Consider the following 25,394-nt stretch of genomic DNA (forward strand, 5'->3'; position numbering starts at 1 on the left):
CCGGGAGATCATTGAGCTTCCGAACGACTAGCCAACCCTTTTCCGTTGATAAAAAGAAGCAGCAGCTAAAGGGCGTTGCGACTTTAGCTCACAACCTATATATAAACGACGGAGCGCAATATGAACGTATTGGCACCATCATTTTTTGAGATTTTCATCCAGTTTTTAACGGGTACAACACTAAAACATCCTGCGAACTAAAGGGGACAGACTCCTTTAATACTCAGCTAGCGACGATGACATAGTAAGGGTGTACGCGGTGCTTAGATAATTTGGCTTCGGCTAATGAGTCAAGGATCAAAAAGGGACTAAACCCTTCAATTCCTTTAACAACGTGACTTGCAAAGCTAACAATAGTCGGCGTTCAAAGAAAGCCGGCATGACTACAGGCAAAGGAAAGATCAAAAATGAACGCTACCATTCCTCAATACAGCAAAGAAGAACTCGAAGTGATATTGCGGTCGGAAGATGCGGCAGTAGCCACGGATGCGCTGCTATACCTGTGTTTTAATATCGAGGATCCCGAATGGATTCAGATGAAGTGCGTACAAGCAATACAGGACCATCGGGACGACGACATAAGAGGACTGGCACTGACATGTATTGGCCATGTTGCCCGCATGCACAAAGTAATCGACGAAGCTTTGGTCATTCCTGTGCTGCTTAAAAATCTTAAACACAAGACCTTGGCTGGTAGAGCCCAAGATGCTCTTGACGATATCGAAAGCTTTATCAATCGATAACTAAACTTTCAAAGGGGACGGAACCCTTTAATCTCCTTATGTGTTTGACCATCCTGACGGACATCCAGACCTGGTCGGACCAGGCCAACCGGACCATCACGAAAGTCCACACGTCCACGGAAAGAACAAAAAAGGTGAAATGATAGTATTCACTTACCCAGCAACACGGCCGGAACAATTAAATGATCCAATATAAAATCTTGTGCTACCGCTCCGAGTTTACAAACTTTAAAAAACATGCAAGCGAGCGCCTAGCAAAAATGTCTGCCAAAGCTCATGATCAATTTGCTTTGCTGATGGCGGTAACATTAGAAGGCGCTATTGGTTTTGATGAAACACCCCAAGGCTCTTCTGCTCTAAACACTCTTGTTGAAAAATGTTACTGGGTTAATCTGCATAAGCTAAACATTCAACCACCTTCACATAACTACGACGGCTGCATGCCTTCACTTTTATTTAGAGATAAAAACGGTGGCTTCGAAAAGCTATATCAAGAACATACTGAATATGAAAAAAACTTACGGAAATACCAAGTACTGTCGAGACATCGACTTACTGAAAAACCTAAAGCATCAATGCTCGCCAGCATATTACAAGACCAGCGTCTTTTGATAACCGGCGGCGAATTATACGAAGCCCTAACGAATGCATGCCATTACCTATTGGTCCCTGTCTCATCGGGAGAGCACGGGCCTGATGCGTTTATTGCCTTTTCAAATAATCTTGATTATTTCTTCCAAGAGTTCAGATTAGCAGTTGATCATCATGCCGAAATAACTTTTGTTGATAGCGTATCAAAGCTGGTGTTTTACTAATGGAGACAACAAAGTTAAAGGGGACAGTTAAAGGGGACGGACCCCTTTAGTTCCCCTAATGGTCAACAGCTCGAAAGCAATATACTCTTTTAAGACACATTTTTTATGACGATTTACTGACCCCTGGCATCGGCCTTGATGGCAACAACTTCCTTAACTAAAGGGGCTAATCCCCTTAATCCTTCAACTCTATAAGCTCATCTTGCAAAGCCAGGAACTTCACTTGCTTAACATCTGATCACAACACAATCAACACCCTCAACTTTCACCCTATGAGATATCGCATGCTTACCTATAAACTCGCCTTCAACTTCTACACGAGGTGCGCCCTGACCTTCGCCTTACTCTCGGCCTCAGCCATGGCCCAAGGTGAACCAGAGAAAGATCTGGTCCGTCAGCTAGACGATGCGGTGATAAAGTATGGCTTCTCTGGCCAAACCGCAGACTTGGACACCGTCAATTCGCTGCTCGCCCGTGGCGCGAGACCGGATACGAAAATCTTGTGGCATGCGACGTATTACAAACGGCCAGATTTAGTTGATCGCCTACTTGAATTTCCGATTGACGTTAACCAAGTCATTCCGGAAAGCAGGGAAACAGTCCTGATCACCGCACTAAGGTACGGAGAAAACCCCAAAATTTCCTCAGATGAATTACACGTTATAGAAAGCTTGCTAAAAGCGGGCGCCAACCCAAATGTTATTGCCCACGCCGGTACTACTACGCCACTCAGGGCCGCCCTCGAAGGACAGCGTTATCCCCAGCCGGACTTGATCAAAATGTTGCTACGCTATGGTGCTGACCCAAAGCTAACGACGCCTAAAGGGGGTTCACCGCTGATGGGAAGAGGCGCTTCAAGTATCGAGGTTATTAAACTATTGACCGCAGCCGGCACCGATCCATATGGCGTCAGCAAGGCAGCGTTAACCCCTCTTCATTTTGTCTGTGAGCGAGCCTTTCAGCTGGCTGGTCACCCGGATCCGCAGGCTGCAGAACGCATCGCGCTGCTGCACAAAAAAGGAACCTCTATCGATGCACTTTCACCCCAGCAGGAGACGTTGCCCATTGGTACGCCATTGTGGGAAAACTCGAGGAGTCATAATCCCGATTGCATCAAGGCCTTAATGGACGCCGGCGCCAGTAAAGAAGCACCGGCCTTCACGCCTGAATATGTGGCAATTTTGCCGGAACTGAAAGGTCAAACGGTACGCGAGCGCGTGCTCAAATCAGCCAAGAGGTCCCCAATCCTGTATCCCGAGGCTGTTTTAAAGCTGTTCGAGTGACAGGCCCCAACCGCGTAGCGCATTTGAGTTTGATTGACACAGCCCCTCTAGGTTTGTGCATTCAACCATGAACCCTAACTGGCCATTGCCCACCTCCCCTCCAAACGCAAAAAGCCCCGAATTATCGGGGCTTTCCATCATTCCAGCGAGTTGATCACCAGAATCAAGGATCAACCTGCGCCATCAACTCCGCCACCGGCTCAGCCCGCTTCGCATACCGCTGGGCCACCACTGCACACACCATCAGTTGAATCTGGTGAAACAGCATCAGCGGCAAAATCAGCAACCCAATCGTGCTCCCCGCAAACAGGACTTGAGCCATCGGCACGCCGGTGGCCAGGCTTTTCTTCGAGCCGCAGAACAGGATGGTGATGCGGTCTTCCTGATTGAAGCCAAACAGCTTGGACAGCAAGGTCGCGGCCACGAGCACCAGTGTCAGCAGCAGGCAGCACACCACCACCAGCCCGGCCAGGTCCCAGATCGGTGTTTTCTGCCAGATGCCTTCGTTGACCGCCTCGCTGAATGCACCGTAGACCACCAGCAGGATCGAGCCCTGGTCGACGAATTTCAGCCAGTTCTTGTTGCGTCCGACCCAGGCGCCGATCCAGCGCCGCATGATCTGGCCGGCAATGAACGGCAGCAGCAATTGCACACTGATCTTCACGATGGCATCGAGAGTCGAGCCGCCTTCGCCGTGGACGTTCAGCAACAGCGTGACCAGCAGCGGGGTCAGGAATATTCCGAACAGGCTGGAGGCCGCCGCGCTGCAGATCGCCGCCGGAATATTGCCGCGTGCCAGTGACGTGAAGGCGATCGCCGACTGCACCGTCGCGGGCAGCGCGCACAGGTACAGAATGCCCATGTACAGGTCTTTGCCGATCAGCGGCGACAGCACGGGTTTGAGTGCGAGGCCAAGCAAGGGGAACAGGACGAAAGTCAGCCCGAATACCAGCAGGTGCAGGCGCCAATGCCCAGCGCCGGCGATGATCGATTCGCGGGACAGTTTGGCGCCGTGAAGGAAGAACAGCAGCGCGATGGCAATGTTGGTCAGCCAGCCGAAGCCAACGGCCACTTGCCCGGTGGCGGGCAGGAAGCTGGCGATGATCACCACGGTGATCAGCATGAGGGTGAAGTTGTCGGGGAGAAAACGGGGGCGGGTCATCTGCGTTATCCGAAGCTGCCAGGAACATGCCCGCCACTTTAGCGCGCAATGCACCTGCCGACTAACGCCAATATGTCGATCAATAGCGGCTAACGGACACCTTGGCCGACTTGGACCTACCGATGACCTATTCCCGGCTAAAGCCGGTCCCACTAGAGGCAACGGAGCCGCTTGCCAGACATTGCGTCCACAAGCGGCTCAGCGATTAATCTGGGTTATGTCAGGCCAGACCGCCCTGAATCACACGCATCACGGTCACTCGACGCTGGCCGGGATTGTCCGCAATGAGCCGGGAAAGCGCGGCTTGCCACTTCAATATGTCTTTCTCTTTCGAGAGCGTCATCAGTTGTTCCCAGCCCATCGGGCCACGGGGGCCAGCCTGCGCAGCAGCCTGCTCGGGACTGTCTTCGCGTTTCAAAAGGTTTGCTGCAATTTCCGAGAGAGTACTCATGGCCGGCTCCTGGGCATGCGCGTTGTAGAGCATGCCAATTCAAAACTAAAGATGATTTCAGGAGAGCCTTCGCGCCAATTTTCTGTGATCGAGGCCGCCTGTAACAGGGATGTAGCAAAGTTCAGACCAGAAGAGATATCGCCGACTTATTGTTCATCTGGCCTATCCGATCACTCTCGATTTTGCAGTGTGTCGCCGGACGCATTCCCGGCTAAAGCCAGTCCTACCACTACGTGAAGCTCGTCGCCTTCCTGGCTAAAGCCGGTCCTGCTGACTCCACGAGAATCGCCATCCATGCGCGTCGGTCGGTCTTCCAGTGCCAACGGTTGACCCCTCTCAGCAGAGCCGCTTAACTGTATATACATACAGCCAACGAACAGGAGGGCTTCATCATGAACGTCGTTTTCCCCGGTTTTTCCGCTATTCCCCGCAGCCGACGCCCTGCGTCAGCACGTCCAGCCGCCCTGCCCCGGGCCTGCACTCGCCGAGCGCCGATGAGTCCGCCGGTCAATCCAGCGACTGCCCGGTTCAGCGTGGCCCATCATGATCCCGTATGAGCGAACCTTCGCGCTGATTGACTGCAACAGTTTCTACGCCAGCTGCGAACGGGTTTTCCGCCCGGACCTGATAAGGACACCCATCGTCGTGCTGTCCAACAACGACGGCTGCGTCATCGCGCGCAGTTACGACGCCAAACCCTTCGTGAAAATGGGCGCGCCGTATTATCAGATCAAGGACGACCTGCGCCGTGCCGGGGTGGTGGCGTTCAGCAGCAATTACGCGCTGTACGGCGACATCAGCGAGCGGGTGATGACGATCATCGAGTCGATGGTGCCGGCCCTTGAGGTCTACAGCATCGATGAAGCCTTCGCCGAGCTGACCGGCCTCCCGGGTGACCTGGATCGATTTGGCCGGGACATTCGTGAGCGGCTGTTCAAATGCACCGGCATCCCGGTGGGCGTAGGCATCGCGCGGACCAAGACGCTGGCCAAGCTGGCCAATCACACCGCCAAGCGGCTGTCGCACATCACCGGCGGCGTGGTCGATCTGAGCGATCCGTTCAAGCGCGACTGGACCCTGCGCAACACGAACGTTGGCGAGGTCTGGGGCGTCGGCAAACGCATGAGGGCGCACCTCGAAGGCATGGGCATCAAGACGGCGATGGACCTGGCGCGGGCGGACCCGTGGACCTTGCGCAAAACCTTCAGCGTGGTCATCGAAAAAACCGCCCGCGAATTGGCCGGCACGCCGTGCCTGGAGCTGGAAGACGTCACGCCGCCGAAACAGGAAATCTGCTGCAGCCGCATGTTTGGCGCACGGGTCACCGACATCGAACCCATCAAAGAGGCGGTCGCGACTTACACCCAGCGCGCCGCCGAAAAGCTTCGGGCGCAGAACTCGCTGTGCAAAAAGATCCGCGTCAGCATCCGCACCGGGATGTTTAACCCCGAGGAGGTCAAGTACGCCAACGCCGCACTGGTGGAACTGCCCTACCCGACCAACGACGTGCGCCTGATGACCAAAGCGGCGACCGAAGCGGTCAATCGGCTGTTCCGGCCGGGCTTCAAATACAGCAAAGCCGAAGTGCTGCTGATGGACTTGCGCCACCCGGGCGAATTCACCGATGACCTGTTTGCCCATTCGCAACCCACCGACGCCGGCAAGGTGATGGAGGTGCTTGATGAAATCAACACGCGATGGGGTCGCGGCACACTGCGCTCGGCCAGCGTCCCGGCGGCGCCGGAATGGGCCATGCGCCGTGACCTGATGAGCAGCAGTTACACGACGCGGGTTGATCAGTTGTGGACGGTCAAGGCGACCTGAGCCGTGTTTTTTGGCGCCCGCAGTGAACGCAGCCGCCCCTGAGCACAGCCAGCTTGCCCTGGCTGATGCACTGGGGGCTCGAAGTCATCAAGCGCTGCGGCCACTGAACGTGCAGATGTAACTGCATATGCATAACGCCCAAATAGGCTGAACTATGTTCCTGACCCATTGATCCCAAACGATGCGCACCCTGCGCGGCCCTGATGGGTCAGTTCATTTGCACAGCATAAGCGTCAGCACAATAGGGAGTCGTCGTGAACACTACCGCCCATCTTGTCTACAGAAACCCGCCAGGCCCGCTACACGCGATAATGCTTGCCGGAACCGTCCCGCTGTTTCTCGGCGCATTGCTGAGCGACATCACCTACTTTCAGACGTACCAGATTCAATGGAGCAACTTCGCCTCCTGGCTTATCGCCGGGGGTCTGGTGTTCTGCGGACTCGCCGTGCTGTTCGCGCTGGTCAATCTGATCCGGGCCGATCGCAAGGGCGGGCGCCCTGTGGTCTATCTGGTCTTGTTGGTGGTGACCTGGGCACTGGGGCTCGTCAACGCCTTTGAACATGCCAAGGATGCCTTCGCCACCATGCCGTCGGGCCTCATTCTCTCCGCACTGACTACGCTGCTGATTGGCGTGACGGCGTGGCTGGGACTCACCAGCGTGCGCACGGGGGATGGAAAATGAACCACTCGATCAAACTGACCGCAGTCAGCATGGCGTTATTGTTAAGCGGCTGCGGTGACGCCGGGGATGCGACCCAGGCATTGGGGCCCGATCCAAAACTGCCGGCCGCGCAGCGCGGTCTTTTACCCAGCATGAAGATTGCCGAACCGGCGTTGTGGGGCGACCAGAAACCCACGGTCCCTGAGGGTTACAGCGTCACGGCCATCGCCGCCGACTTGCAGATTCCTCGCCAGACGCTGGTGCTGCCCAACGGCGATATCCTCGTGGCTGAAGGGCGTGGCGGAAGCGCCGCGAAGCTCAAACCCAAGGACGTGATCGCGGGGTATATCAAGGCCCAGGGCAACACCAAGGTCAAAGGCGGCAACCGTCTGACCTTGCTGCGCGATGCTGACGGTGACGGCGTCTATGAGACGAAGACGGTGTTCGCGGAGAACCTTAACGCGCCCTACGGCCTAGCGTTTGCCAACGGCAAATTGTACGTGGCCAACCAGGACGAACTGGTGCGTTTCGATTATCAAGAGGGACAGACCAAAGCCGACGGACCACCGATCAAAGTCACTGACCTTCCCGCTGAAATAAATCACCACTGGACCAAGTCACTGGCCATCAGTGATGACGGGCGCACCTTGTACGTCGGCATCGGTTCAAACAGCAACGTGACCGAGCGCGGCATGGAGGTCGAACTCGACCGGGCCAGGGTGTGGCAGGTGGATGCCGAGACCGGTGCCCACAAAGCGTACGCGACCGGCATCCGCAACCCGACGGCGTTGACCATCCAGCCGCAAACCGGGAAGTTATGGGCAGTGGTCAACGAGCGCGATGAACTGGGCCCGGATCTGGTCCCGGACTACCTGACCTCGGTTCGCGAAGGCGGGTTTTACGGGTGGCCTTACAGCTATTGGGGTCAGAACGTGGACACCCGTGCCCAACCGCAGAACCCGAAAATGGTCGCTGCCGCCATCAAGCCCGATTACAGCCTCGGGTCCCATGCCGCAGCCCTTGGCGTGGATTTTTCCATCCCGGCGATGGGCGAGAAGTACGCTGACGGGGTATTTGTTGGCGAACACGGCAGCTGGAACCGGGAGAATCCGGTGGGTTACAAAGTGGTTTTCGTGCCGTTCAGCAACGGTCGTCCGAACGGGGCGCCGATTGATTTCGCGACCGGCTTTCGGGGTGCCGACGGGAAAACCCGCGGGCGGCCAGTGGGTGTGACGGTGGACCCTAAAGGTGCATTGATCATCGCCGACGACCTGGCAAACACCGTATGGCGGGTCACTCGTAGTCGATGAAGGATGATTCCAGGCAGGGCAATCCTGCCTGGAATGCAGAAAGGCGTCTGCCGCTGACCTGGATTGATTCATGGGGCGTGAAAAGGCGAATATCCGCCGTGTCCCCATTGATCCAGCACCCACCAACGGAGCGCAACTTTTTGAAGTCATCCACCGTTTCCCTCGAATCCCCTGATCAACCGGAAGTCATCGCCCTCATTGAAGCGCTGGATGACTACCAGATACCGCTCTACCCGGCAGAAAGTCACCATGGCATCGATATAAATGCATTGGCTTCGGACAATACGGTCTTCTCCGTTGCACGCGCCATTGATGGAACGGCTGTCGCCTGCGGGGCGCTCGTTGTCCACGCGACCCATGGCGAGCTGAAGCGGATGTTTACGCAACCTGCCTCACGCGGGCAGGGTCTGGCCGGCAGGATTTTGAGTGTTCTGGAAGACGAGGCTCGGCGACGCGGCTGCGCGCGAGTGATGCTTGAGACCGGGTACCTGCAACATGAAGCGATCTCGTTTTACGAGCGTAACGGCTACCAGCGCCGGGGCCCCTTTGGTGATTACCAAGAGGACCCCAACAGCGTGTTCATGGAAAAACGCTTCCCTGACTAATAGGAGCGCGGCATCTACTCGCCGCGCCGCGCATGGATTCACGCCGAAGGTCAGGCCGGCAATTGCCCCTGACCGCTTTCGATGATTTTCGCGAAATTCATGACGTTCTCGACGTACTTCGGATCCCCCACGCCGCCGGCATCCGCGGGGTTGTCCTTGTTGACCTTGTCCGGGCCCGAGTTGTAGGCGCGCAGTGCGGAGTTCCAGTCACCGAACGTAGCCTTCTGGTCGCGCATGTACAGCGCGCCGGCCATGATGTTGTCGTGGGCGTTGTTGACGTCGGCATTGCCGAGCTCGTTGGGGTTGTCTCGTTTGAGGGCGGCGAAGGTGTCGGCGTTGACCTGCATCACGCCTGCATCCTTTTTGCCATTGACATTGGTGGTGTCCTGGCCCAACTGACCACGGGATTCGGCCCAGATCTGACCCGCCAGAATGTTCGGCGGCACGCCGGTTGCGTTGGACGCTGCCATGATGTCCTTCCGGTAGTCCTCAAGCTGAGGCGGCAAATGCAAACCGCCCGAGCCGCTGAGGGCCGTGTCGTCCGACACCGCGTCAGTGTTGGCCGCAAGCGCAGCGGGTGCCTGAGCAGCGCCAGCGCCTTGCGCACCACCGCCCGCTCCTTCTGCAGCGCCACCGCCACCGCTCGCACCCTCGGTCGCGCCGCCACCACCGCCGCCGCCGCCACCGCCTCCGGTCACTGCGTTGTTCTGCGCCGCCGGATTGCCAGTCTGGTTGGGGTTGTTCTGCATCAGCATCTGCATCAACTGCATGATCAACGCCATGAGTTGCTGGGCGATGCCGTTCTGGTCCGCGCCACTTGTGAGGGGATTAGCGGCGTTGGTCGCCGGGTCCTGATTCTCGGGCGATCCAAAGTTGACCTGGGATTGCCCGGCATGGGCAAACAGAATCGAGCTCGCGTCGAGCGCTTGACCGGCGCCACCGCCGCCGCCCAGGGAGTTGCTCTGGCCGGGCTTGCCGCTCAGGGACGAAAAGTCCGAGTGGCCGGGCTCGCTCAACGGCCGAATCTGGGAAATACCGATACTCATGATCACTTACCTCTTTCGGGTCAGGAAACATCAATGGGCTTTGGGGATGCCGAACTGATCGAGGACCGGGTCGACGTTGTGATCGAAGGCCTTCTGGGCCTTGTGTTTCTTGACGGCTTCGATGATGGCGGAGATGCCGAAACCCAGGGCCATGGCCGCGTCGGCGATCCAGCCGACCACCGGAATGGAGGCACCGATGGCTGCCCCGGCGGCCAGCCCCGCTGCTTCTCCTACGACCATGCCGGCGACGCGGCCGCCGACTTTCGCCGCGACCTCGCCCAGCCCTGCGCGCCCGGCGGACTTGGCCACCGCGTCATAGCCATGCTTGGCCGCCGAGAGGCCGGATTTGGTGCTGTCATAAATGGTCCTGGCGGCATCGGCTTTGTCGCCGCGGGCGAGCATGTCCGACACCGAGGCAAAACCTGCCACTGAGCGCAGCGCTGACGGTCCCATGTTCGAAGCGACCTGGGCGGCCATCGACGGCGCATGGTCTTTATCGCCCTTGGCGTTTTCCAGCACCTTGCGACCGCTCTTGGTGTCTTCCAGATGGTGGAAGGTCGAATCCACATAGCGCGATTGCTGGCTCTGCACGAAGGTGTCGGGCAGCACGCTGTCATACGCAGCCTTTTGCGCGTCGGCGCTCTGCAGCGCCTCTTCGCCATCGGCTTTCTTCTGATCGAGCAACTGCCGGACGGCGCCGCCTTCGCTGAAGTTGCGCACGTACGAGTCCTGAACCTTGCCCTGCAGGTCAGGCCGCTGACCCAGTACCTGCTGCGCGGTTGGCACAGGAGCGTCGTCGCCAAGCAGGTCTTTCTGCATCTGCAGCTGCGCCGACAACCCGCCCAAAGCGCTGCTGTAATCGGCGTTCGGCTTGTCCTTTTTGGTGGCCTTGTCGGCAGTGTTCAGGTCCCCCTGCAGGGCCTCGCCGCTGTTGACCTTGCGCATCTGCTCGGTGACGGCTTTCTGCAACGTCGGCGTACTGGCGACCAGCGCCCGCGACTGCTGCGGTATCTGTTTGTCGAGGAAGGCTTGCACCTCAGGATCGGCTTGCAGCTGGCCGATCCTCTCGTTCAACGCCTCTTCGGTCTTGCCGGTCTTGCGCAGGTCCTGGCCGGCGACGACGCTCTGTTGGGTCTGCTGCAGCTTGATCATGACTGCGGCTTTCTGTTCGCCGCTGTAGGCCGAGGGGTTGTCGAAGACGTCCTTGCCCAGTTTGGAGATGTCGACGTTGGCCACTGAGTTGAGGGTGGCGGCATCGCTGAGCACGCTGGCAAATTCGCCGCCGTTGGTGGGCGCCTGCTTTTTGATCCAGTCGCTGATGTTCTTCGCGTTGAACAGCTTGTCCGGGCTGTGGGCCGCCAGCGAGCGACCGCTCAAACCGCCCTGGTCGATCTGCGTGAGGAAGCCGGGCTGAGACCAGGTTTTCGCCGCCTGCTTCAACGGTCCGGCCAGGCCCGGGTTGTCGTTCTGAATGGCCTTGAGGCCATCGGCACTGGTCAGGCCATCGACCTTGGTTTTGCCGTCGGCGCCCAAGGCATGCTTGGGATCGGCAGCCTTGGTCAGCGGCTCGTTGGCGCGCATCAACGCAGCGTTGCGGACCATTTCCAGAGATTGAGGGTCGGCGTCCGGATGGTCTTTCTGGTAGTTGGCAATGTCCTTGTCCGCGCTGTCGGCGGCTTTTTGCATGTTCTTGGCGAAGGCCTTGAGGTCGCCATCGGTTATTTTGCCGTCCGCTTTGCCGCCGTGCTTGCCGGTGTCCACAGCGGTTTTCAGCGACGGGTTGGCGTTGATGAAGTCCATGGCCTTCGCCGCGTCCGGGCCTTTTTCAGCGGCCATGCGCGCGGCGGCGATGGGTCGGTTCAGCTCTTTGGCGGCCTGATCGCGCTGATCCGGCGGCAGGTTGGCAACCATAGGCGCCCAGCGCTCAAGCTCCTTGGGCGACGAATATTTCGAGTCATCGAGGAACGCGGCTTCGGTGGCTTTGGGTTCCTCGGGCTTGGCTTCTTCGACCGGTTTCGCAGACTCGACCGGCGCTGCCGGGGCGGCAGCGTTCGCCTGGGCGACAGGTTGCGGACTGGCCGTGGGAACGGCACCGGAAGTGGGAGCATTTTGCGCGGCGGCGTTGGGCGATGTCGTGGCGGATTCGGGCGACGATGGCGCCTGTCCTTTGAACAACTGCGTGAGCTGGGTCAGCAATGACAGCAGCTGCTGTTCGATGCTCTGAGCCTTGCCCGCAGCGCCTGTGCTGCCAGGGCTATTGCCGGCAAAGGCACCGTTCGCCGGCGATGGCTGGGTCGACGCGCCGAAGCGAATAGTCGGATCGACGCCCCCCTTCAGTGACAGCGCCGGCTTGGCGTCAGTCATCGGCAATCCCTGGGCGGCTTCGGCGCCAACAGATTGGGATGCAGCGGCGTTGGGAGGAGTGCTTAATATACGCATGAGTCGTCATCCGGGCGTGAGGGATAGCGACTGTGTGGCTGCTGCGCCGCGGCGGTTCCGATAAATGTTGCAGTTTGTTTCTCGGATGCCGAGGGAGCAGCCCATCTCACTGGATGCACGCGATGCTTTTTAGTGGGACCGGCTTCAGCCGGGAAGAGGCCTGTGTGGACACCCTCAATCCTGCGGCGTGAGGCCCGACGCCTTCCCGGCTAAAGCCGGTCCTACAATTCCGCGTCGCCGCCAGGCTCACTGAAGACGCGCAATCCGCTTTAGTGGGACCGGCTTCAGCCGGGAAGAGGCCTGTGTGGACACCCTCAATCCTGCGGCGTGACGCCCGACGCCTTCCCGGCTGAAGCCGGTCCTACAATTCTGCGTCGCCGTCAGTGTCACTGGATGCACGCAATGCTTTTTAGTGGGACCGGCTTCAGCTGGGAAGAGGCCTGGTGTGAGCACCATCCATCCTGCGGCGCGATGCCCGACGCCTTCCCGGCTGAAGCCGGTCCTACAATTTCGCGTCGCAGCCAGTCTCGCTGGATACGCGCAATGCTTTGCGTAGGACCGGCTTCAGCCGGGAAGAGGCCTGTGTGAACACCCTCAATCCTGCGGCGTGAGGCCCGACGCCTTCCCGGCTGAAGCCGGTCCCTCAGCTCGGCGTCGCAGCCAGTCTCACCGGATACGCGCAATGCTTTGCGTAGGACGGGCTTCAGCCGGGAAGAGGCCTGCGTGAACACCCTCAATCCTGCAGCGTGACGCCCGACGCCTTCCCGGCTGAAGCCGGTCCCACCCAGATCGCATTCAGTCAGTCCCACTCGGCACTTAGGCAAACGGGTCCATCTGCCGCTTGAGTTGCTCGCGGGCCCGGGACAGGCGTGAGCGCACGGTGCCGATCGGTACGCCAAGAGACGATGCAGTTTCCTGATAATTGCCGTCCATTTCCAGCGACACCTCGATCACCCGCTGCATGTTCGACGGCAACGTGCCGATGGCCCTGACGACCTGCATCAGCTGACGATGGCCGTCGACCTGATGGCCGATGTCGCCATGGCTGTCGGGTTCGGAATGGGTATGGTCTTCCCAGCTTTCCTGATACGGCTGGCGGTACATCTTGCGAAAGTGATTGCGGATCAGGTTGAGCGCAATGCCGCACAGCCAGGTCTGGGGTTTGCTCGCGTGTTGAAACTTGTGCTCGCTGCGCAGCGCTTCCAGAAAGGTGCTTTGTAGAATGTCGTCGACATCTTCCGGGTTCATGACCCGCTTCTGAATGAAGCCGCGAATCATCTTGACCTGGTCACTGGTCAGGTGACGTATCCCTTGGGCGGGACGGCGCACGGGGGAGTCAATATCGAGAATCGCAAGGTTGGAAAACATCAGGGCTCTTCCTTGTTTTGAGTGTAATAGCCCTATAGCGATATGCGTGCCACACATACAAAAAATCTAACCCATTGATATTAAACAACTAAAACAGCCATCTGAAACGGCGCTGTGCAAAACTTTGCGCGAACACGCTGTTTCTTCGACGAGATTTGGCACAGATCCTTCTGCCCGCAAATAGATGGAACCGCTTTGCGGCCGCGCTCCACTCAGAGCCCATGACCAGGCCCCGAACCGAGCTATCCAGAGCCGACTTATGAAGATCGCCGCCCCGATTGCCCCACAGGCATTGCAACCCCCCGCGATCGCGCCGGCAAAGATGCAGGCGCCTGCGCCCGCGCCGCTGCATGCCAATGCGCCGAACGTCAACGGCACTTCGCCGCAACAGGTCGCGCGGTTCGCCTCGGCGTTGGTTCAGCAGAGCCGCAGCCTCAGCCAGCGGGAACTGCTGGCCAGCGGCAACGCCCTGCAATCCCGGGCGGTGAAACTGGGCGAGCTGTATCAGCTGTTGATGGGCAGCCAGGACAAAGGCCTCGACGATGCCGCGCGCAACCTGCGCAAACAGCTGCAAAAGCAGAACGCGTCGAGCCTGGCGCAGATTCTGAGCTACACCGACGGTGACCCGGCCAAGGCCCATGTGATGCTGCAAGCGGCCAGGAAGCAGGCCCAGGCCGACGGTGAAATGGGCGAGCACGTGGTGCTGAGCCAGCAGCTCAAACAGTTGCGTCGTCAATATGGCAAACGCACCCGCGCCGGCATCAACAGCGCCAAGGCGTTTTCCCGGCCGACCTCGGAAAAGCGGCGCGGCGCCCTGCGCAATCTGTACAGCGTGGCGGTGGCCGGGCAGCAGAACATCACCGGGCTGATTGACGCGCTGATCAACGAGCAGGAAGAACCCGGCGAATTCGAGCTGAACCTGCGGGACATGCGCAGCGCCCTCGCCGACGATCTTTCCTCCCTCACGCCGTCCACCTCGCCGGCGCAACTGCGCACCTTGATGCATGGCCTGAACACCGCGCGGCACGTCACCACCCTGCTGCGCGGTTGCGAACATCTACTGGGCCGCATGCGCGACAAGAACCCGGGGCTGCAAGTGGACGCAGCGGCCTTTCTCAAACACCTGCTCGCGCTGTCGGGCAAGGGCATGAGCCTGGGCGAAACCCTGCAACTGACGCAACACATCGGCGGCACTCAGCTCAAGCATCAACTGGCGTTTCTCAACGGGCTGCGGCCCATGCTGCAACAGCTGCCGATTCTGCTTTGGCGCGACCTGAAAAGCCGCCAGAACGCCTTGGGCAACCTGCTCATTCTCATGGCCGAACTGACTCGGCAGGAACAGAACCAGCTCCAGGGGGGCCTCGCCTGATGGATCGTGTCATTAACCTGCTCAATGCGATCGCGCACGCCGCCATGCGCCGCTCGGAAATCGTCGGTGCGTTCGTGGTCATCGCCATTGTGTTCATGATGATCACGCCGCTGCCGACGGGTCTGGTGGACGTGCTGATCGCCATCAACATCTGCATTTCCTGCCTGTTGATCATGCTGGCGATGCACCTGCCGCGCCCGTTGGCGTTCTCGACGTTTCCGGCGGTGCTGCTGCTGACGACGATGTTTCGTCTGGCGCTGTCGATCTCCACCACCCGCCTGATCCTGCTCAATCAGGACGCCGGACACATCGTCGAGGCGTTCGGCCAGTTCGTGGTCGGCGGCAACCTGGCGGTGGGCCTGGTGATCTTCCTGATCCTCACCGTGGTCAACTTTCTGGTGATCACCAAAGGTTCGGAGCGGGTGGCGGAAGTCGGCGCGCGGTTCACCCTCGACGCGATGCCGGGCAAACAGATGTCCATCGACAGCGACCTGCGCGCCAACCTGATCAGCGTCCAGGAAGCGCGCAAGCGACGTGCCGAACTGGGCAAGGAAAGTCAGCTGTTCGGCGCCATGGACGGGGCCATGAAGTTCGTCAACGGCGACGCCATCGCCAGCCTGATCATCGTCGCCATCAACATGATTGGCGGCATCGCCATCGGCGTGGTGCAGCACAACATGACCGCCGGCGACGCCTTGCAGGTCTACACCGTGCTGACCATCGGTGACGGCCTGATCGCGCAGATCCCGGCGCTGCTGATTTCGGTCACCTGCGGCATGATCATCACCCGCGTGCCCAGCGGCGAGAACGGCGTTGAAGCCAACATCGGCCGGGAGATCGCCGAGCAGATCACCAGCCAGCCCAAGGCGTGGATCATCGCGGCGGTGGCTATGTTGGGGTTCGCTGCTCTACCGGGCATGCCGACGGCGGTGTTCGTGGTGATTTCGATCATCTGCGGTGTCGGCGGCCTGCTCCAGCTGCACCGCGCCAAGCCCAAGGCCGAGCAAGCCCAGGCCGTGGCCGTTGCGCCGGAAATGAACGGCCGCGAAGACCTGCGCACCTTCTCTCCCAGCCGCCAGTTCGTGTTGCATTTTCACCCCAGCCAGAACCCCGCGCAGATCGAGGCGCTGGTCAGCGAAATCCGTCAGCGGCGTAATCGGCTGGTGGTGCAATACGGCCTGACCCTGCCCTCCTTCATCATCGAAACCAGCGAGCTGCTGCCGCCGGACGAGTTTCGCTTTTCGGTCTACGAAGTGCCGCTGCTTCGGGCCACGCTCAGCCAGACCCACGTCGCGGTCGACGCACGCTCGGTAGAAGGCTCCCCGGAGTCGGCCTCGCTGGAGTCGGCGGTGTACGGCAGCCTTGAGCGCGAGGAGGGTCAGTGGCTGTGGCTGCCGACCGACGCCCCGCAATTGCAGGAAGCCCACATCGAGCGCATCGATGCGACCACGCTGATCATCGAGCGCATGGAACGCGCGCTGCAATCGTGCGGGCCGCAGTTCATCGGCCTGCAGGAAACCAAGGCGATTCTCGGCTGGCTGGAATCGGAGCAGCCGGAGCTTGCCCAGGAAATGCAGCGGGTGCTGCCGCTGGCGCGCTTCTCGGCGGTGCTGCAACGCCTGGCCTCGGAGTGCGTGCCACTGCGGGCGATCCGTGTGATCGCCGAAACCCTCATCGAGCACGGCCAGCACGAGCGTGAAGTCACGGTGCTCGCCGACTACGTGCGCATCGCCCTGAAGTCGCAGATCTACCACCAGTATTGCGGCCCCGAGGGCCTGCTGGTCTGGGTACTGACGCCAGAAAGCGAAGGCATTCTGCGGGACGGCCTGCGCCAGACCCAGACCGAAACCTTCTTCGCGCTGGACAACGAAACCAGCCAATTGCTGGTGCAGCAACTGCACATCGCCTTCCCCCTGCGCACCGCCCAGCGCGCGGTGTTGCTGGTCGCCCAGGATTTGCGCAGCCCGCTGCGGACCTTGCTGCAGGAGGAGTTCTATCACGTGCCGGTGCTGTCGTTTGCCGAAATCAGCAATGCGGCGCAGGTGAAAGTGCTAGGGCGCTTCGACTTGGAAGACGACTTCGAGAGCGATCACGAAGACGATCCGCACGCGCTGGATAACGAGTACGCCGCTTGAGTGCCTGGAGAGCGTCACATGTTTGAATTACGCGTATTGACCGGCCTGCACCAGGGCGCCGCGCTGCCGCTGGTGGGTGAGCAATGGGGCATTGGCGCTGACGCCGATCAGGATTTGGCACTGCACGATCCCGGTGTCGAACAGCTGCACTGTCGCCTGCAACGCCATGGCGAAGGCTGGCTGCTCAACGCTGCCGAAGGCCCCATCGCCGACGAGGAAGGCCACCTTCACGCAAGCACCCTGCTCACCCCCAACACCGCCTTTGTGCTGGGTTCGGTCTGGCTGTGCGTGTCTCCGGCGCAGGACCCCTGGCCTTCCGTGCCTGCGGTGATTCCTCAGGCGCGGGCCGAGCAGGCCGCGCAGGCCGAGGCGCCGGCCAGCGCGCCGCTGGAGAAGGTCGAGTCGCACTCGCGCTTCTTCAACCGCACCACCGGCGTGGTCATCGGCGTGTTGCTCGGCATCGCCGGCAGCGCCTGGAGCCTGAGCCGCAGCGCAGCGCCCGCGTCGGAGCAACTGGCGATCAGCTCGCCTGCGCAGCAACTTGCGCAGCAGGCCAATCAGCCGGCCAGACATTCGAACGAGAAGGCCAAAACGACTGAGCTGCCGGCAAAAAAACGCATCCGGCTGACCAGCGTCGATGACGTCAAACGCCAGCTCAACACCATGCTCAGCGAACGGCTGCTCAGCGACGTCAGCGTGGAGCAGACGCCTGAGGGCCTGGCCTTGAGCGGCAACCTAAAGCCGGAATCGCAGCTGGTCTATCAGCGCATGCTCCAGCGTTTCAAGGACCGCTATGACACGCCGGTCGCGCTGATCGACAACGTCGCCGCCGGCACCAGTGGCCTGCCGTTCACCATCGTGCAGATCATGTCCGGGCCCAATGCGCACCTGGTCACGGCGGACGGTCGCCGGCTGTACGTCGGCGACGAGCTGGCCGGGCTGCGCCTGACACGCATCGATGACAACCGCATTCAATTCGACGGCGATCGCCACTTCGAGGTGAGCTGGTGAACGCGGCGCTGGATCAATGGAAATCCGCCCACCGTCAGCGCCTGAAGGGCTTTTCTGCGGTGAAGGTCAGCGGCCGTGTCAGCGCCGTCAGCGGCATTTTGCTGGAGTGCCAGATTCCCGCAGCCAAGGTCGGTGACCTGTGTGAAGTGAGCAAATCCGATGGCAGCACCATGCTCGCGGAAATCGTCGGTTTCACCCGGGATTGCACGTTGCTCAGTGCCCTCGGCACCCCGGACGGCATTCAGGTCGGCGCGCACATTCGGCCCCTGGGCATGGCCCACCGCATCGGCGTCGATGACCGTTTGCTGGGCAGCGTGCTCGACGGTTTCGGTCGCCCGCTGCTGGGGGATTCAGAAGGCGCGTTCGCCGGCCCCGGTGATCGGCGCGTGACCCTGCCGGTGATCGCCGACGCCCTGCCGCCGACCCAGCGACCACGGATCAGCAGAGCGTTGCCCACCGGCGTGCGCGCCATCGACAGCGCGATTCTGCTCGGCGAAGGTCAGCGGGTCGGCTTGTTTGCCGGCGCTGGTTGCGGCAAAACCACGCTGATGGCCGAGCTGGCGCGCAACATGGACTGCGACGTGATCGTCTTTGGCCTGATCGGCGAGCGGGGCCGTGAGCTGCGCGAGTTTCTCGACCATGAACTGGACGCCACGTTGCGCGCGCGTTCGGTGCTGGTCTGCGCCACATCGGACCGGTCCAGCATGGAGCGGGCCCGCGCGGCCTTTACCGCCACCGCCATCGCAGAGGCTTTCCGCGAGCGCGGTTTGAAGGTGTTGTTGCTGCTGGATTCCCTCACCCGTTTCGCCCGGGCCCAGCGCGAGATCGGCATTGCCGCCGGCGAACCCCTCGGGCGCGGCGGCCTGCCGCCTTCGGTCTACACCCTGCTGCCGCGCCTGGTCGAACGGGCCGGCATGAGCGAGAAAGGCTCGATCACCGCGCTGTACACCGTGCTGATCGAACAGGATTCGATGAACGACCCGGTCGCCGACGAGGTGCGTTCGCTGCTCGACGGCCACATCGTGCTGTCGCGCAAATTGGCCGAGCGCGGGCATTACCCGGCCATCGACGTGCAGGCCAGCATCAGCCGGATCATCAGTAACGTCACCGGCCGCGAGCACCAGCAGGCGAACAACCGATTGCGCCGCTTGATGGCGGCGTACAAGCAGGTGGAAATGCTCCTGCGCCTGGGCGAATACCAGCCTGGCAGCGACCCCGTTACCGACTGCGCGGTGCGGCTGAACGAGCCGATCAATGCGTTTCTGCGCCAGGACCTGCGCGAGCCGGTGCCGCTTGAGGAAACCCTCGCTGCTCTGATGCAACTCACCTCGCAACTGCCGGAGTAGTGGCGTGGAAGAAGCGCTTGAAGTCGACCCGCAAACCCTCGCCATGGAACAGGTCATCAGCGTGCTGACGCCTTTGCGCCAGCATCGCCAGGCCAGCGCCGAAAGGGCGCAACGGCAGGCGCTAAAAACCCTGGAGCACCTGCACGAACACCTGCAACAGACTCGCGATTCCTACACCCAGGAACGCCATAACCAGCGCGAACGCCGGCAGGTGTTGAGCAGCGCCCACGTCAACAAAGCGATGTCGCTGGACGACCTCGAACGCTGGCACGAGAAGGAAAACCGCATGCTCGACCGGCTCGCCTATATCCGTCAGGACATGGCCCGTCAAGAGATAGGTATTGAGGAACAACAGCAGCGTCTGGCCGAGGCGAAAGATGCGGCGAAAGCGTCCCAACGCGCCGTGGAAAAACTCGCCTGCCTGGCCGAGGCCCTCAACGAACAAGGTGAATCGTCATGAACAGCCCGGTGCAACACCCGCCTCGCCCACAGCCGCAACCGCGCGCTGAACCGTCCCGGACGCCCTCGCCCTCTCCCGCGTCCTCAAGTGAAACGCGCCAGCCGCTGGCCACTGTGCGTCGCGCCGATACCGAACGCCTGCGTCGGCTGTGCGATGAGTCCGCTTCGCCTGCGTCGTTGAGCGCTGACGGGATGTTCTTTTCTCAGCTGTTGGTGCCGCCGGTGACCGAGCAGCAAAGCGAATCCGCTTTTGCCGGCAGCAGCTTCAGCACGTTGTTTCCCACCGAAGGCGTGCCGACGCAATTGATCGACGAGCTCGCCCAACGCCTGCCCCAGCAACCGGATGGCCCGTTGAGCCTGACCTTGCTGATGCCCAATCTGGGCAAGGTGCAGGTCAACGCCAACAAGCGCGACAACCAGTGGAGCATCGAACTGGGCTTCGCCCGACGCGGCGTGCTGAAACGCTTGCAGCCCCACCAACGCAACTGCGAAAGCGCGCTTGAGCAGGCGCTGGGCTGTGACGTTGATCTGTCGTTGCACGAGGAGGGATAGGCAATGAGCTCGGACATGAATTCGGACGTGAGCAACGTGGACATGGGGGGATTGGACGTGAACCCCCTGAACATCAGCCGCCCGAGCCCTGTAGGACTGGCTTCAGCCGGGAACCCGTCATTCAGTCCGCTGACACTGCGGGAAATCAGCGCCGACGTCGCCGAGGCCTCGCGTCTACTGGGCGCGGGCGTGAGCTGCGGCTACACCGCCCAGGGTCAGCGCGGCGAGTTGAGCCTGAGATTGATCCCCGACGATGACCGCGCGCCCTCGGCAGCACCGGCTTCAGCCAGGAACAAGTCATCGCTGACCTGGTTCGACAGCGCCATCGGCCCCCTCGCCCTAAGCGACGCCGAAGCGGTGCTCAGTCTGCTGGGCGAACTACCGGTCACCCTCGGCGGCGACCATCAGCCGTGGTACTGGCAGCTGGTGAATCAACGCATGAGTACAGAACTGGGGGAACTGCTTTGCCCCTTGCGGCCACTCAGCGATATCACTGCGCTGTCCGTTGATGGCGAAAGCCCGAATGACGCACCGATGACCTGCCGATTGCAAATGCGGTTGGGTTCGCAGGTGTTGCACGCACAGCTCTGCGCCGATGCGCGGGTGATGTTGCAACTGCTCGGCAGCCATCACTGGCGGCCGCACCGGCAGAACGTCGCGCAAGACTGGCCCATCCAACAGCCGCTGGTGTTGGGCGAGCTGTCGTTGAGCCTCGATCAGTTGGCGTCGCTGCAACCGGGGGACGTGCTGCTGCCGTCGCTGTGTCATTTCGACGAGGAAGGCGGCGGGCGCGTGGAACTGGCGGGTCGGCAATGGGCAGTGCAGACGGACAGCCGCGCCGAGCAGCTGTATGTACGGTTCAGCCACGAGGAAGACTTGGGACATGGTCAATGAAGAATTGTACGAAGACGAGATCGAGGACCTTGCCGACGATGAGTCGACCGAGGACGGTCTAAACGGTAGGACCGGCTTTAGCCGGGAAGCGTTTGACGACGCCGAGCATCACGCCCCCGAGAACGAGTGGCAGGATGAAACCGACTCTGATGCCTACGCGGACGAACCTTACGAGCCTCATTCAGCGGAAACCCACCCCTCCCTCGATTCCCTCGATCAACTGCCGCTGGCCCTGACCCTGCGCTGCGGCAGCCTCGAACTGACCCTCGGCGACCTGCGCCGCATCGCTGCCGGCACCGTATTACCCGTCAACGGCGTTACGCCCGGCTTTGCCACCTTGTGCCACGGCGAACGTGTCGTCGCCGAAGGCGAACTGGTCAGCGTCGAGGGCCGCCTCGGTCTGCAAATTACGCGCATGGCGTCCCAAGCATGATCATGGACGGGATGAACCCGGTGATGCTGGCGCTGTTTCTCGGCGCCCTGTCGTTGATTCCATTTCTGTTGATCGTCTGCACGGCCTTTCTCAAAATCTCCATGACCCTGCTGATTACCCGCAACGCCATCGGCGTGCAGCAAGTGCCGCCGAACATGGCGCTGTACGGCATTGCCCTGGCTGCGACCATGTTCGTCATGGCCCCCGTCGCCCACGAGATCCAACAGCGGGTTCATGATCACCCGCTGGAGATGGGCAGCACCGATAAATTGCAGGCCAGCGCCAGCACCGTCATCGAGCCGTTGCAGCGCTTCATGAGCCGCAACACCGACCCGGAAGTCGTGGCCCACCTGCTCGACAACACCCAGCGCATGTGGCCCAAGGACATGGCCGATCAGGCCAGCAAAAGCGACCTGCTGCTGGCCGTGCCCGCCTTCGTGTTGTCCGAGTTGCAGGCCGGTTTTCAGATCGGCTTTCTGATCTACATCCCGTTCATCGTCATCGACCTGATCGTCTCCAACCTGCTGCTGGCGCTGGGCATGCAGATGGTCTCGCCGATGACCATTTCGCTGCCGCTCAAACTGCTGCTGTTCGTGCTGGTGCAAGGCTGGACGCGCCTGCTGGACAGCCTTTTCTACTCGTACATGTGAGGCGGTGATGGAAGCGCTGGCGTTGTTCAAACAGGGCATGTTTCTGGTGGTGATTCTCACGGCGCCGCCGTTGGGGGTCGCCGTGCTGGTCGGCGTCATCACCTCGCTGCTGCAGGCGCTGATGCAGATCCAGGACCAGACCCTGCCCTTCGGCATCAAGCTCGCCGCCGTCGGCCTGACCCTGGCCATGACCGGGCGCTGGATCGGTGTCGAGCTGATCCAGTTTATCAACATGGCCTTCGACCTGATCGCCCGGTCCGGCGGCGCGCACTAGATGCCCTTCGACGCCCAGGGCCTGTTCGAACTGATGCTGGGCATGGGCCTGGCGGCGGCGCGCCTCCTGCCGTGCATGATTCTGGTGCCGGCGTTCTGCTTCAAATACCTCAAGGGCCCGCTGCGCTACGCCGTGGTGCTGGTGGTCTCGATGGTGCCCGCGCCGAGCATCAGCCGTGCGCTGTCGGGCATGAACGACGACTGGTTTTCCATCGGCGCGCTGCTGCTCAAAGAAGCCGTACTCGGCACCCTCCTCGGCCTGTTGCTGTACGCACCGTTCTGGATGTTTGCCTCGGTGGGCGCGCTGCTCGACAGTCAGCGCGGCGCCTTGAGCGGCGGCCAGTTGAACCCGGCGCTGGGGCCTGACGCGACGCCGTTGGGCGAGCTGTTTCAGGAGACGTTGATCATGCTGGTGATCCTGTCCGGCGGGTTGTCGCTGATCACTCAGGTGATCTGGGACAGCTATCAGGTCTGGCCGCCCACCGCCTGGCTGCCCGGCATGACCTTCGACGGCCTGGACCTGTTTCTTGAACAACTCAACCAGACCCTTCAGCACATGATGCTCTACGCCGCGCCGTTCATTGGCTTGCTGCTGTTGATCGAGGCCGCGCTGGCGATCATCGGCCTGTACGCGCAGCAACTGAACGTCTCGATACTGGCCATGCCGGCCAAGAGCATGGCGGGCATCGCCTTCCTGCTCATCTACCTGCCGACGCTGCTGGAACTGGGCAATGGCCAGATCATGCAACTTGCCGATCTGAAGCACCTGCTCGGCCAACTGGTGCATGTGCCGTGAGCGAAAAAACCGAAAAAGCCACGCCCAAACAGCTGCGCGACGCCCGCGAAAAAGGCCAGGTCGGACAGAGCCAGGACCTGAGCAAACTGCTGGTGCTGTTGGTGGTCAGCGAAGTGACCTTCGGCCTGGCCGACGAAAGCGTCGCGCGGTTGCTGCACTTGATGACGCTGTCGTTCCAGGGCGTCGGCCAGCCCTTCATGCATACGCTGGAACAGGTCGCCAGCGAAGGCGCGAGCGTGTTGGTCGGCTTCATCCTGAGCAGCGTCGGCATCGCAATGTTGATGCGGCTGGTGGGCAGCTGGATACAGATCGGGTTTCTGTTTGCGCCCAAGGCGTTGAAGCTGGACTTCAACAAGCTCAACCCGTTCGCCCACGCCAAGCAGATGTTCTCGGCGCAGAGCCTGACGACCTTGTTGCTCAGCATTTTGAAAGCCACGGCCATCGCCGCGACGCTGTATGTCGTGGTGAAGCCGTCGCTGGGTACGTTGATTTTGCTGTCGAGCACAGACCTGACGACGTACTGGCATGCCCTGTTGCAGGTGTTCCGGCACATCTTGCGGGCGACGCTGGGGTTGCTGCTGGTGATCGGCGCGGTGGATTTTGCGCTGCAGAAATACTTCCACGCGAAGAAGCTGCGGATGAGCCATGAGGACATCAAGAAGGAGTACAAGCAGTCGGAAGGCGACCCCCATGTGAAGGGCCATCGGCGGCAACTGGCCCATGAGTTGTTGAACCAGGCGCCGACCGCGCCACCGAAGCCGGTGGAAGATGCGGACATGCTGGTGGTGAATCCGACGCATTATGCGGTGGCGCTGTATTACCGACCCGGCACGACGCCGCTGCCGCAGATTCACTGCAAGGGTGAGGATGATGAGGCGCTGGCGTTGATCGCGCGGGCGAAGAAGGCCGGGATTCCGGTGGTGCAGAGTATCTGGCTGGCGCGGACGCTGTATAAGGTCAAGGCCGGCAAGTACATCCCGCGGACGACGCTGCTGGCGGTGGCGAATATTTATCAGATCGTGCGGCAGCTTGAAGAAGTGACGGACGAAGTCATTCGAATTGAAGATGTTTAATCAGGATCACGATCAAGGGCGTCTGCCTGGGGGCAGACTGTTTCGCCTTCGGCGACTTACTTTTGAAAAGCACCAAAAGTAAGCAAAAGTGCCTGCTCCTGGTTTGGCCCTTCCTTCGTCAGGGTTCCTTCACTCCGGTCCCGCTCCGTGGGCACGCCGCCATCCGCCATCCATGGCGGGGGGCGGCTCTCGCGGCATCCATGCCGCTCGGCCCACGGAGCGAGACCTGCGTTCAGCCTGCACTCAAGTCGCGATTTGTGTCGTCTGGGAGTTATGTGTTTGAAGATCAAGATCAAGATCAAAAGCAAAGCAAAGCAACAGCTTCCCGGCTGAAGCCGGTCCTACGAGAGACACCGCCGGTCCCACAGGGTGTCCGCGTTGCTTTTTAGTGGGACCGGCTTTAGCCGGGAAGAGGCCAGTATGAGCGCTGGCAGTTTTGCAGACACGACTACCTCCCTGTGGGAGTCGAGCTTGCTCGCGAAGGCATTGGTACATCCGCCGAATAGTTGGTGTTTGCAATACAGCATTCGCGAGCAAGCTCGACTCCCACAGGGATGGCGTCCGACCGCAGATTTTCAGCCAGCATTCAGGCTTGGATCAGCAGATCCAGAATCACGATCACGATCACGATCTAAGGCAAGATCAAGGGCGTCTGCCTGGGGGCAGACTGTTTCGCCTTCGGCGAGTTACTTGGA

At 60.6% G+C, this 25,394-nt stretch carries 24 protein-coding genes; 19 read left to right on the forward strand and 5 right to left on the reverse strand.

Annotated features, from left to right (window positions below; all coding sequences use genetic code 11):
• Nucleotides 1-407 precede the first annotated feature (407 nt).
• The 3 genes from AC3ISG_RS16550 (at nt 408) to AC3ISG_RS16560 (ending at nt 2,841) form a co-directional block, all read left to right on the forward strand.
• On the forward strand, nt 408-743 hold the full coding sequence (locus AC3ISG_RS16550; RefSeq protein WP_489297478.1) for a hypothetical protein: 336 nt from the start codon (nt 408-410) through the stop codon (nt 741-743).
• A gap of 182 nt (nt 744-925) precedes the next feature.
• Entirely contained in the window at nt 926-1,558 is a 633-nt protein-coding gene (locus AC3ISG_RS16555) for a hypothetical protein (protein ID WP_489297479.1), read from the forward strand.
• Between the two features lie 284 nt (nt 1,559-1,842).
• A complete protein-coding gene (locus AC3ISG_RS16560; protein ID WP_489297480.1) occupies nt 1,843-2,841 on the forward strand; it encodes an ankyrin repeat domain-containing protein in 999 nt (332 codons plus the stop codon).
• A 163-nt stretch (nt 2,842-3,004) separates the two neighbouring features.
• Here the strand turns inward: AC3ISG_RS16560 and AC3ISG_RS16565 are convergent, their stop codons facing one another.
• Both AC3ISG_RS16565 and AC3ISG_RS16570 read right to left on the reverse strand, forming a co-directional pair.
• Nucleotides 3,005-4,003 carry a bile acid:sodium symporter family protein gene (locus AC3ISG_RS16565; RefSeq protein ID WP_205484157.1) on the reverse strand — a complete coding sequence of 333 codons (999 nt, stop codon included), beginning with the start codon at nt 4,001-4,003 and terminating at the stop codon, nt 3,005-3,007.
• A gap of 220 nt (nt 4,004-4,223) precedes the next feature.
• Entirely contained in the window at nt 4,224-4,454 is a 231-nt protein-coding gene (locus tag AC3ISG_RS16570; protein WP_489297481.1) for a hypothetical protein, read from the reverse strand.
• Nucleotides 4,455-4,997: 543 nt separating this feature from the next.
• Here AC3ISG_RS16570 and umuC point away from each other — a divergent pair.
• The 4 genes from umuC (at nt 4,998) to AC3ISG_RS16590 (ending at nt 8,855) form a co-directional block, all read left to right on the forward strand.
• Complete coding sequence (umuC, locus tag AC3ISG_RS16575; RefSeq protein ID WP_122622936.1) at nt 4,998-6,278, forward strand: translesion error-prone DNA polymerase V subunit UmuC; 1,281 nt, start codon at nt 4,998-5,000, stop codon at nt 6,276-6,278.
• Nucleotides 6,279-6,532: 254 nt separating this feature from the next.
• Nucleotides 6,533-6,961 (forward strand): DUF2231 domain-containing protein, encoded by a 429-nt coding sequence (locus AC3ISG_RS16580; protein ID WP_489297482.1) that lies wholly within the window; start codon nt 6,533-6,535, stop codon nt 6,959-6,961.
• Entirely contained in the window at nt 6,958-8,250 is a 1,293-nt protein-coding gene (locus AC3ISG_RS16585; RefSeq protein ID WP_489297483.1) for a PQQ-dependent sugar dehydrogenase, read from the forward strand. The genes AC3ISG_RS16580 and AC3ISG_RS16585 overlap by 4 nt, the downstream gene beginning before the upstream one ends.
• The gene (locus AC3ISG_RS16590) at nt 8,247-8,855 is read left to right on the forward strand and encodes a GNAT family N-acetyltransferase (RefSeq protein WP_489297484.1); all 609 of its coding nucleotides are present in this window, start codon (nt 8,247-8,249) and stop codon (nt 8,853-8,855) included. Before AC3ISG_RS16585 ends, AC3ISG_RS16590 begins: the two co-directional genes overlap by 4 nt.
• Nucleotides 8,856-8,905: 50 nt before the next feature.
• Here AC3ISG_RS16590 and AC3ISG_RS16595 read toward each other — a convergent pair whose 3' ends face one another.
• The 3 genes from AC3ISG_RS16595 to AC3ISG_RS16605 all read right to left on the reverse strand — a co-directional run bounded on the left by AC3ISG_RS16595 (nt 8,906) and on the right by AC3ISG_RS16605 (nt 13,708).
• Entirely contained in the window at nt 8,906-9,901 is a 996-nt protein-coding gene (locus AC3ISG_RS16595) for a transglycosylase SLT domain-containing protein (protein WP_489297485.1), read from the reverse strand.
• Nucleotides 9,902-9,931: 30 nt separating this feature from the next.
• Nucleotides 9,932-12,340 carry a type III effector HrpK domain-containing protein gene (locus tag AC3ISG_RS16600; RefSeq protein ID WP_489297486.1) on the reverse strand — a complete coding sequence of 803 codons (2,409 nt, stop codon included), beginning with the start codon at nt 12,338-12,340 and terminating at the stop codon, nt 9,932-9,934.
• A gap of 816 nt (nt 12,341-13,156) precedes the next feature.
• Nucleotides 13,157-13,708: an RNA polymerase sigma factor gene (locus AC3ISG_RS16605; RefSeq protein ID WP_489297487.1), complete on the reverse strand. Its 552-nt coding sequence runs from the start codon at nt 13,706-13,708 to the stop codon at nt 13,157-13,159.
• Between the two features lie 259 nt (nt 13,709-13,967).
• On the opposite strand from AC3ISG_RS16605, the gene sctW reads away from it, so the two are divergent.
• The 12 genes from sctW to sctU are packed head-to-tail and all read left to right on the forward strand — an operon-like array spanning nt 13,968 to nt 24,699.
• On the forward strand, nt 13,968-15,077 hold the full coding sequence (sctW, locus tag AC3ISG_RS16610) for a type III secretion system gatekeeper subunit SctW (RefSeq protein ID WP_489297488.1): 1,110 nt from the start codon (nt 13,968-13,970) through the stop codon (nt 15,075-15,077).
• Complete coding sequence (gene sctV / locus AC3ISG_RS16615; RefSeq protein WP_489297489.1) at nt 15,077-17,212, forward strand: type III secretion system export apparatus subunit SctV; 2,136 nt, start codon at nt 15,077-15,079, stop codon at nt 17,210-17,212. Before sctW ends, sctV begins: the two co-directional genes overlap by 1 nt.
• Nucleotides 17,213-17,230: 18 nt before the next feature.
• Nucleotides 17,231-18,223 (forward strand): type III secretion system inner membrane ring subunit SctD, encoded by a 993-nt coding sequence (gene sctD, locus AC3ISG_RS16620; protein ID WP_489297490.1) that lies wholly within the window; start codon nt 17,231-17,233, stop codon nt 18,221-18,223.
• Nucleotides 18,220-19,569, forward strand: a complete 1,350-nt coding sequence (locus AC3ISG_RS16625; RefSeq protein ID WP_369307969.1) for a FliI/YscN family ATPase — start codon at nt 18,220-18,222, stop codon at nt 19,567-19,569. Before sctD ends, AC3ISG_RS16625 begins: the two co-directional genes overlap by 4 nt.
• A 4-nt stretch (nt 19,570-19,573) precedes the next feature.
• On the forward strand, nt 19,574-20,029 hold the full coding sequence (locus AC3ISG_RS16630) for a type III secretion protein (protein ID WP_489297491.1): 456 nt from the start codon (nt 19,574-19,576) through the stop codon (nt 20,027-20,029).
• Complete coding sequence (locus AC3ISG_RS16635) at nt 20,026-20,580, forward strand: type III secretion system HrpP C-terminal domain-containing protein (RefSeq protein WP_489297492.1); 555 nt, start codon at nt 20,026-20,028, stop codon at nt 20,578-20,580. The genes AC3ISG_RS16630 and AC3ISG_RS16635 overlap by 4 nt, the downstream gene beginning before the upstream one ends.
• Nucleotides 20,581-20,595: 15 nt before the next feature.
• The gene (locus AC3ISG_RS16640) at nt 20,596-21,474 is read left to right on the forward strand and encodes a type III secretion system protein (protein WP_489297493.1); all 879 of its coding nucleotides are present in this window, start codon (nt 20,596-20,598) and stop codon (nt 21,472-21,474) included.
• Entirely contained in the window at nt 21,464-21,907 is a 444-nt protein-coding gene (locus tag AC3ISG_RS16645) for a FliM/FliN family flagellar motor switch protein (protein WP_489297494.1), read from the forward strand. The genes AC3ISG_RS16640 and AC3ISG_RS16645 overlap by 11 nt, the downstream gene beginning before the upstream one ends.
• The gene (gene sctR, locus AC3ISG_RS16650) at nt 21,904-22,557 is read left to right on the forward strand and encodes a type III secretion system export apparatus subunit SctR (protein WP_489297495.1); all 654 of its coding nucleotides are present in this window, start codon (nt 21,904-21,906) and stop codon (nt 22,555-22,557) included. Before AC3ISG_RS16645 ends, sctR begins: the two co-directional genes overlap by 4 nt.
• Nucleotides 22,558-22,564: 7 nt before the next feature.
• Complete coding sequence (sctS, locus tag AC3ISG_RS16655; RefSeq protein WP_093458684.1) at nt 22,565-22,831, forward strand: type III secretion system export apparatus subunit SctS; 267 nt, start codon at nt 22,565-22,567, stop codon at nt 22,829-22,831.
• Nucleotides 22,832-23,626, forward strand: a complete 795-nt coding sequence (gene sctT / locus AC3ISG_RS16660; RefSeq protein WP_122622923.1) for a type III secretion system export apparatus subunit SctT — start codon at nt 22,832-22,834, stop codon at nt 23,624-23,626.
• Nucleotides 23,623-24,699 carry a type III secretion system export apparatus subunit SctU gene (gene sctU / locus AC3ISG_RS16665; RefSeq protein WP_122534915.1) on the forward strand — a complete coding sequence of 359 codons (1,077 nt, stop codon included), beginning with the start codon at nt 23,623-23,625 and terminating at the stop codon, nt 24,697-24,699. Before sctT ends, sctU begins: the two co-directional genes overlap by 4 nt.
• Nucleotides 24,700-25,394 lie beyond the last annotated feature (695 nt).

Source organism: Pseudomonas sp. GL_135, assembly GCF_057834665.1.

What these genes read in the sequence shown, in the direction of transcription:
- AC3ISG_RS16585 (WP_489297483.1), top strand. Translation starts at nt 6,958, where the DNA reads ATGAACCACTCGATCAAACTGACCGCAGTCAGCATGGCGTTATTGTTA.
- AC3ISG_RS16645 (WP_489297494.1), top strand. Translation starts at nt 21,464, where the DNA reads ATGGTCAATGAAGAATTGTACGAAGACGAGATCGAGGACCTTGCCGAC.
- sctS (WP_093458684.1), top strand. Translation starts at nt 22,565, where the DNA reads ATGGAAGCGCTGGCGTTGTTCAAACAGGGCATGTTTCTGGTGGTGATT.
- AC3ISG_RS16550 (WP_489297478.1), top strand. Translation starts at nt 408, where the DNA reads ATGAACGCTACCATTCCTCAATACAGCAAAGAAGAACTCGAAGTGATA.
- sctV (WP_489297489.1), top strand. Translation starts at nt 15,077, where the DNA reads ATGGATCGTGTCATTAACCTGCTCAATGCGATCGCGCACGCCGCCATG.
- AC3ISG_RS16560 (WP_489297480.1), top strand. Translation starts at nt 1,843, where the DNA reads ATGCTTACCTATAAACTCGCCTTCAACTTCTACACGAGGTGCGCCCTG.
- AC3ISG_RS16600 (WP_489297486.1), bottom strand. Translation starts at nt 12,340, where the DNA reads ATGCGTATATTAAGCACTCCTCCCAACGCCGCTGCATCCCAATCTGTT.
- sctD (WP_489297490.1), top strand. Translation starts at nt 17,231, where the DNA reads ATGTTTGAATTACGCGTATTGACCGGCCTGCACCAGGGCGCCGCGCTG.
- AC3ISG_RS16635 (WP_489297492.1), top strand. Translation starts at nt 20,026, where the DNA reads ATGAACAGCCCGGTGCAACACCCGCCTCGCCCACAGCCGCAACCGCGC.
- sctR (WP_489297495.1), top strand. Translation starts at nt 21,904, where the DNA reads ATGATCATGGACGGGATGAACCCGGTGATGCTGGCGCTGTTTCTCGGC.
- AC3ISG_RS16605 (WP_489297487.1), bottom strand. Translation starts at nt 13,708, where the DNA reads ATGTTTTCCAACCTTGCGATTCTCGATATTGACTCCCCCGTGCGCCGT.
- sctW (WP_489297488.1), top strand. Translation starts at nt 13,968, where the DNA reads ATGAAGATCGCCGCCCCGATTGCCCCACAGGCATTGCAACCCCCCGCG.
- AC3ISG_RS16565 (WP_205484157.1), bottom strand. Translation starts at nt 4,003, where the DNA reads ATGACCCGCCCCCGTTTTCTCCCCGACAACTTCACCCTCATGCTGATC.
- AC3ISG_RS16570 (WP_489297481.1), bottom strand. Translation starts at nt 4,454, where the DNA reads ATGAGTACTCTCTCGGAAATTGCAGCAAACCTTTTGAAACGCGAAGAC.
- sctT (WP_122622923.1), top strand. Translation starts at nt 22,832, where the DNA reads ATGCCCTTCGACGCCCAGGGCCTGTTCGAACTGATGCTGGGCATGGGC.
- AC3ISG_RS16595 (WP_489297485.1), bottom strand. Translation starts at nt 9,901, where the DNA reads ATGAGTATCGGTATTTCCCAGATTCGGCCGTTGAGCGAGCCCGGCCAC.
- AC3ISG_RS16590 (WP_489297484.1), top strand. Translation starts at nt 8,247, where the DNA reads ATGAAGGATGATTCCAGGCAGGGCAATCCTGCCTGGAATGCAGAAAGG.
- AC3ISG_RS16640 (WP_489297493.1), top strand. Translation starts at nt 20,596, where the DNA reads ATGAATTCGGACGTGAGCAACGTGGACATGGGGGGATTGGACGTGAAC.
- umuC (WP_122622936.1), top strand. Translation starts at nt 4,998, where the DNA reads ATGATCCCGTATGAGCGAACCTTCGCGCTGATTGACTGCAACAGTTTC.
- AC3ISG_RS16555 (WP_489297479.1), top strand. Translation starts at nt 926, where the DNA reads ATGATCCAATATAAAATCTTGTGCTACCGCTCCGAGTTTACAAACTTT.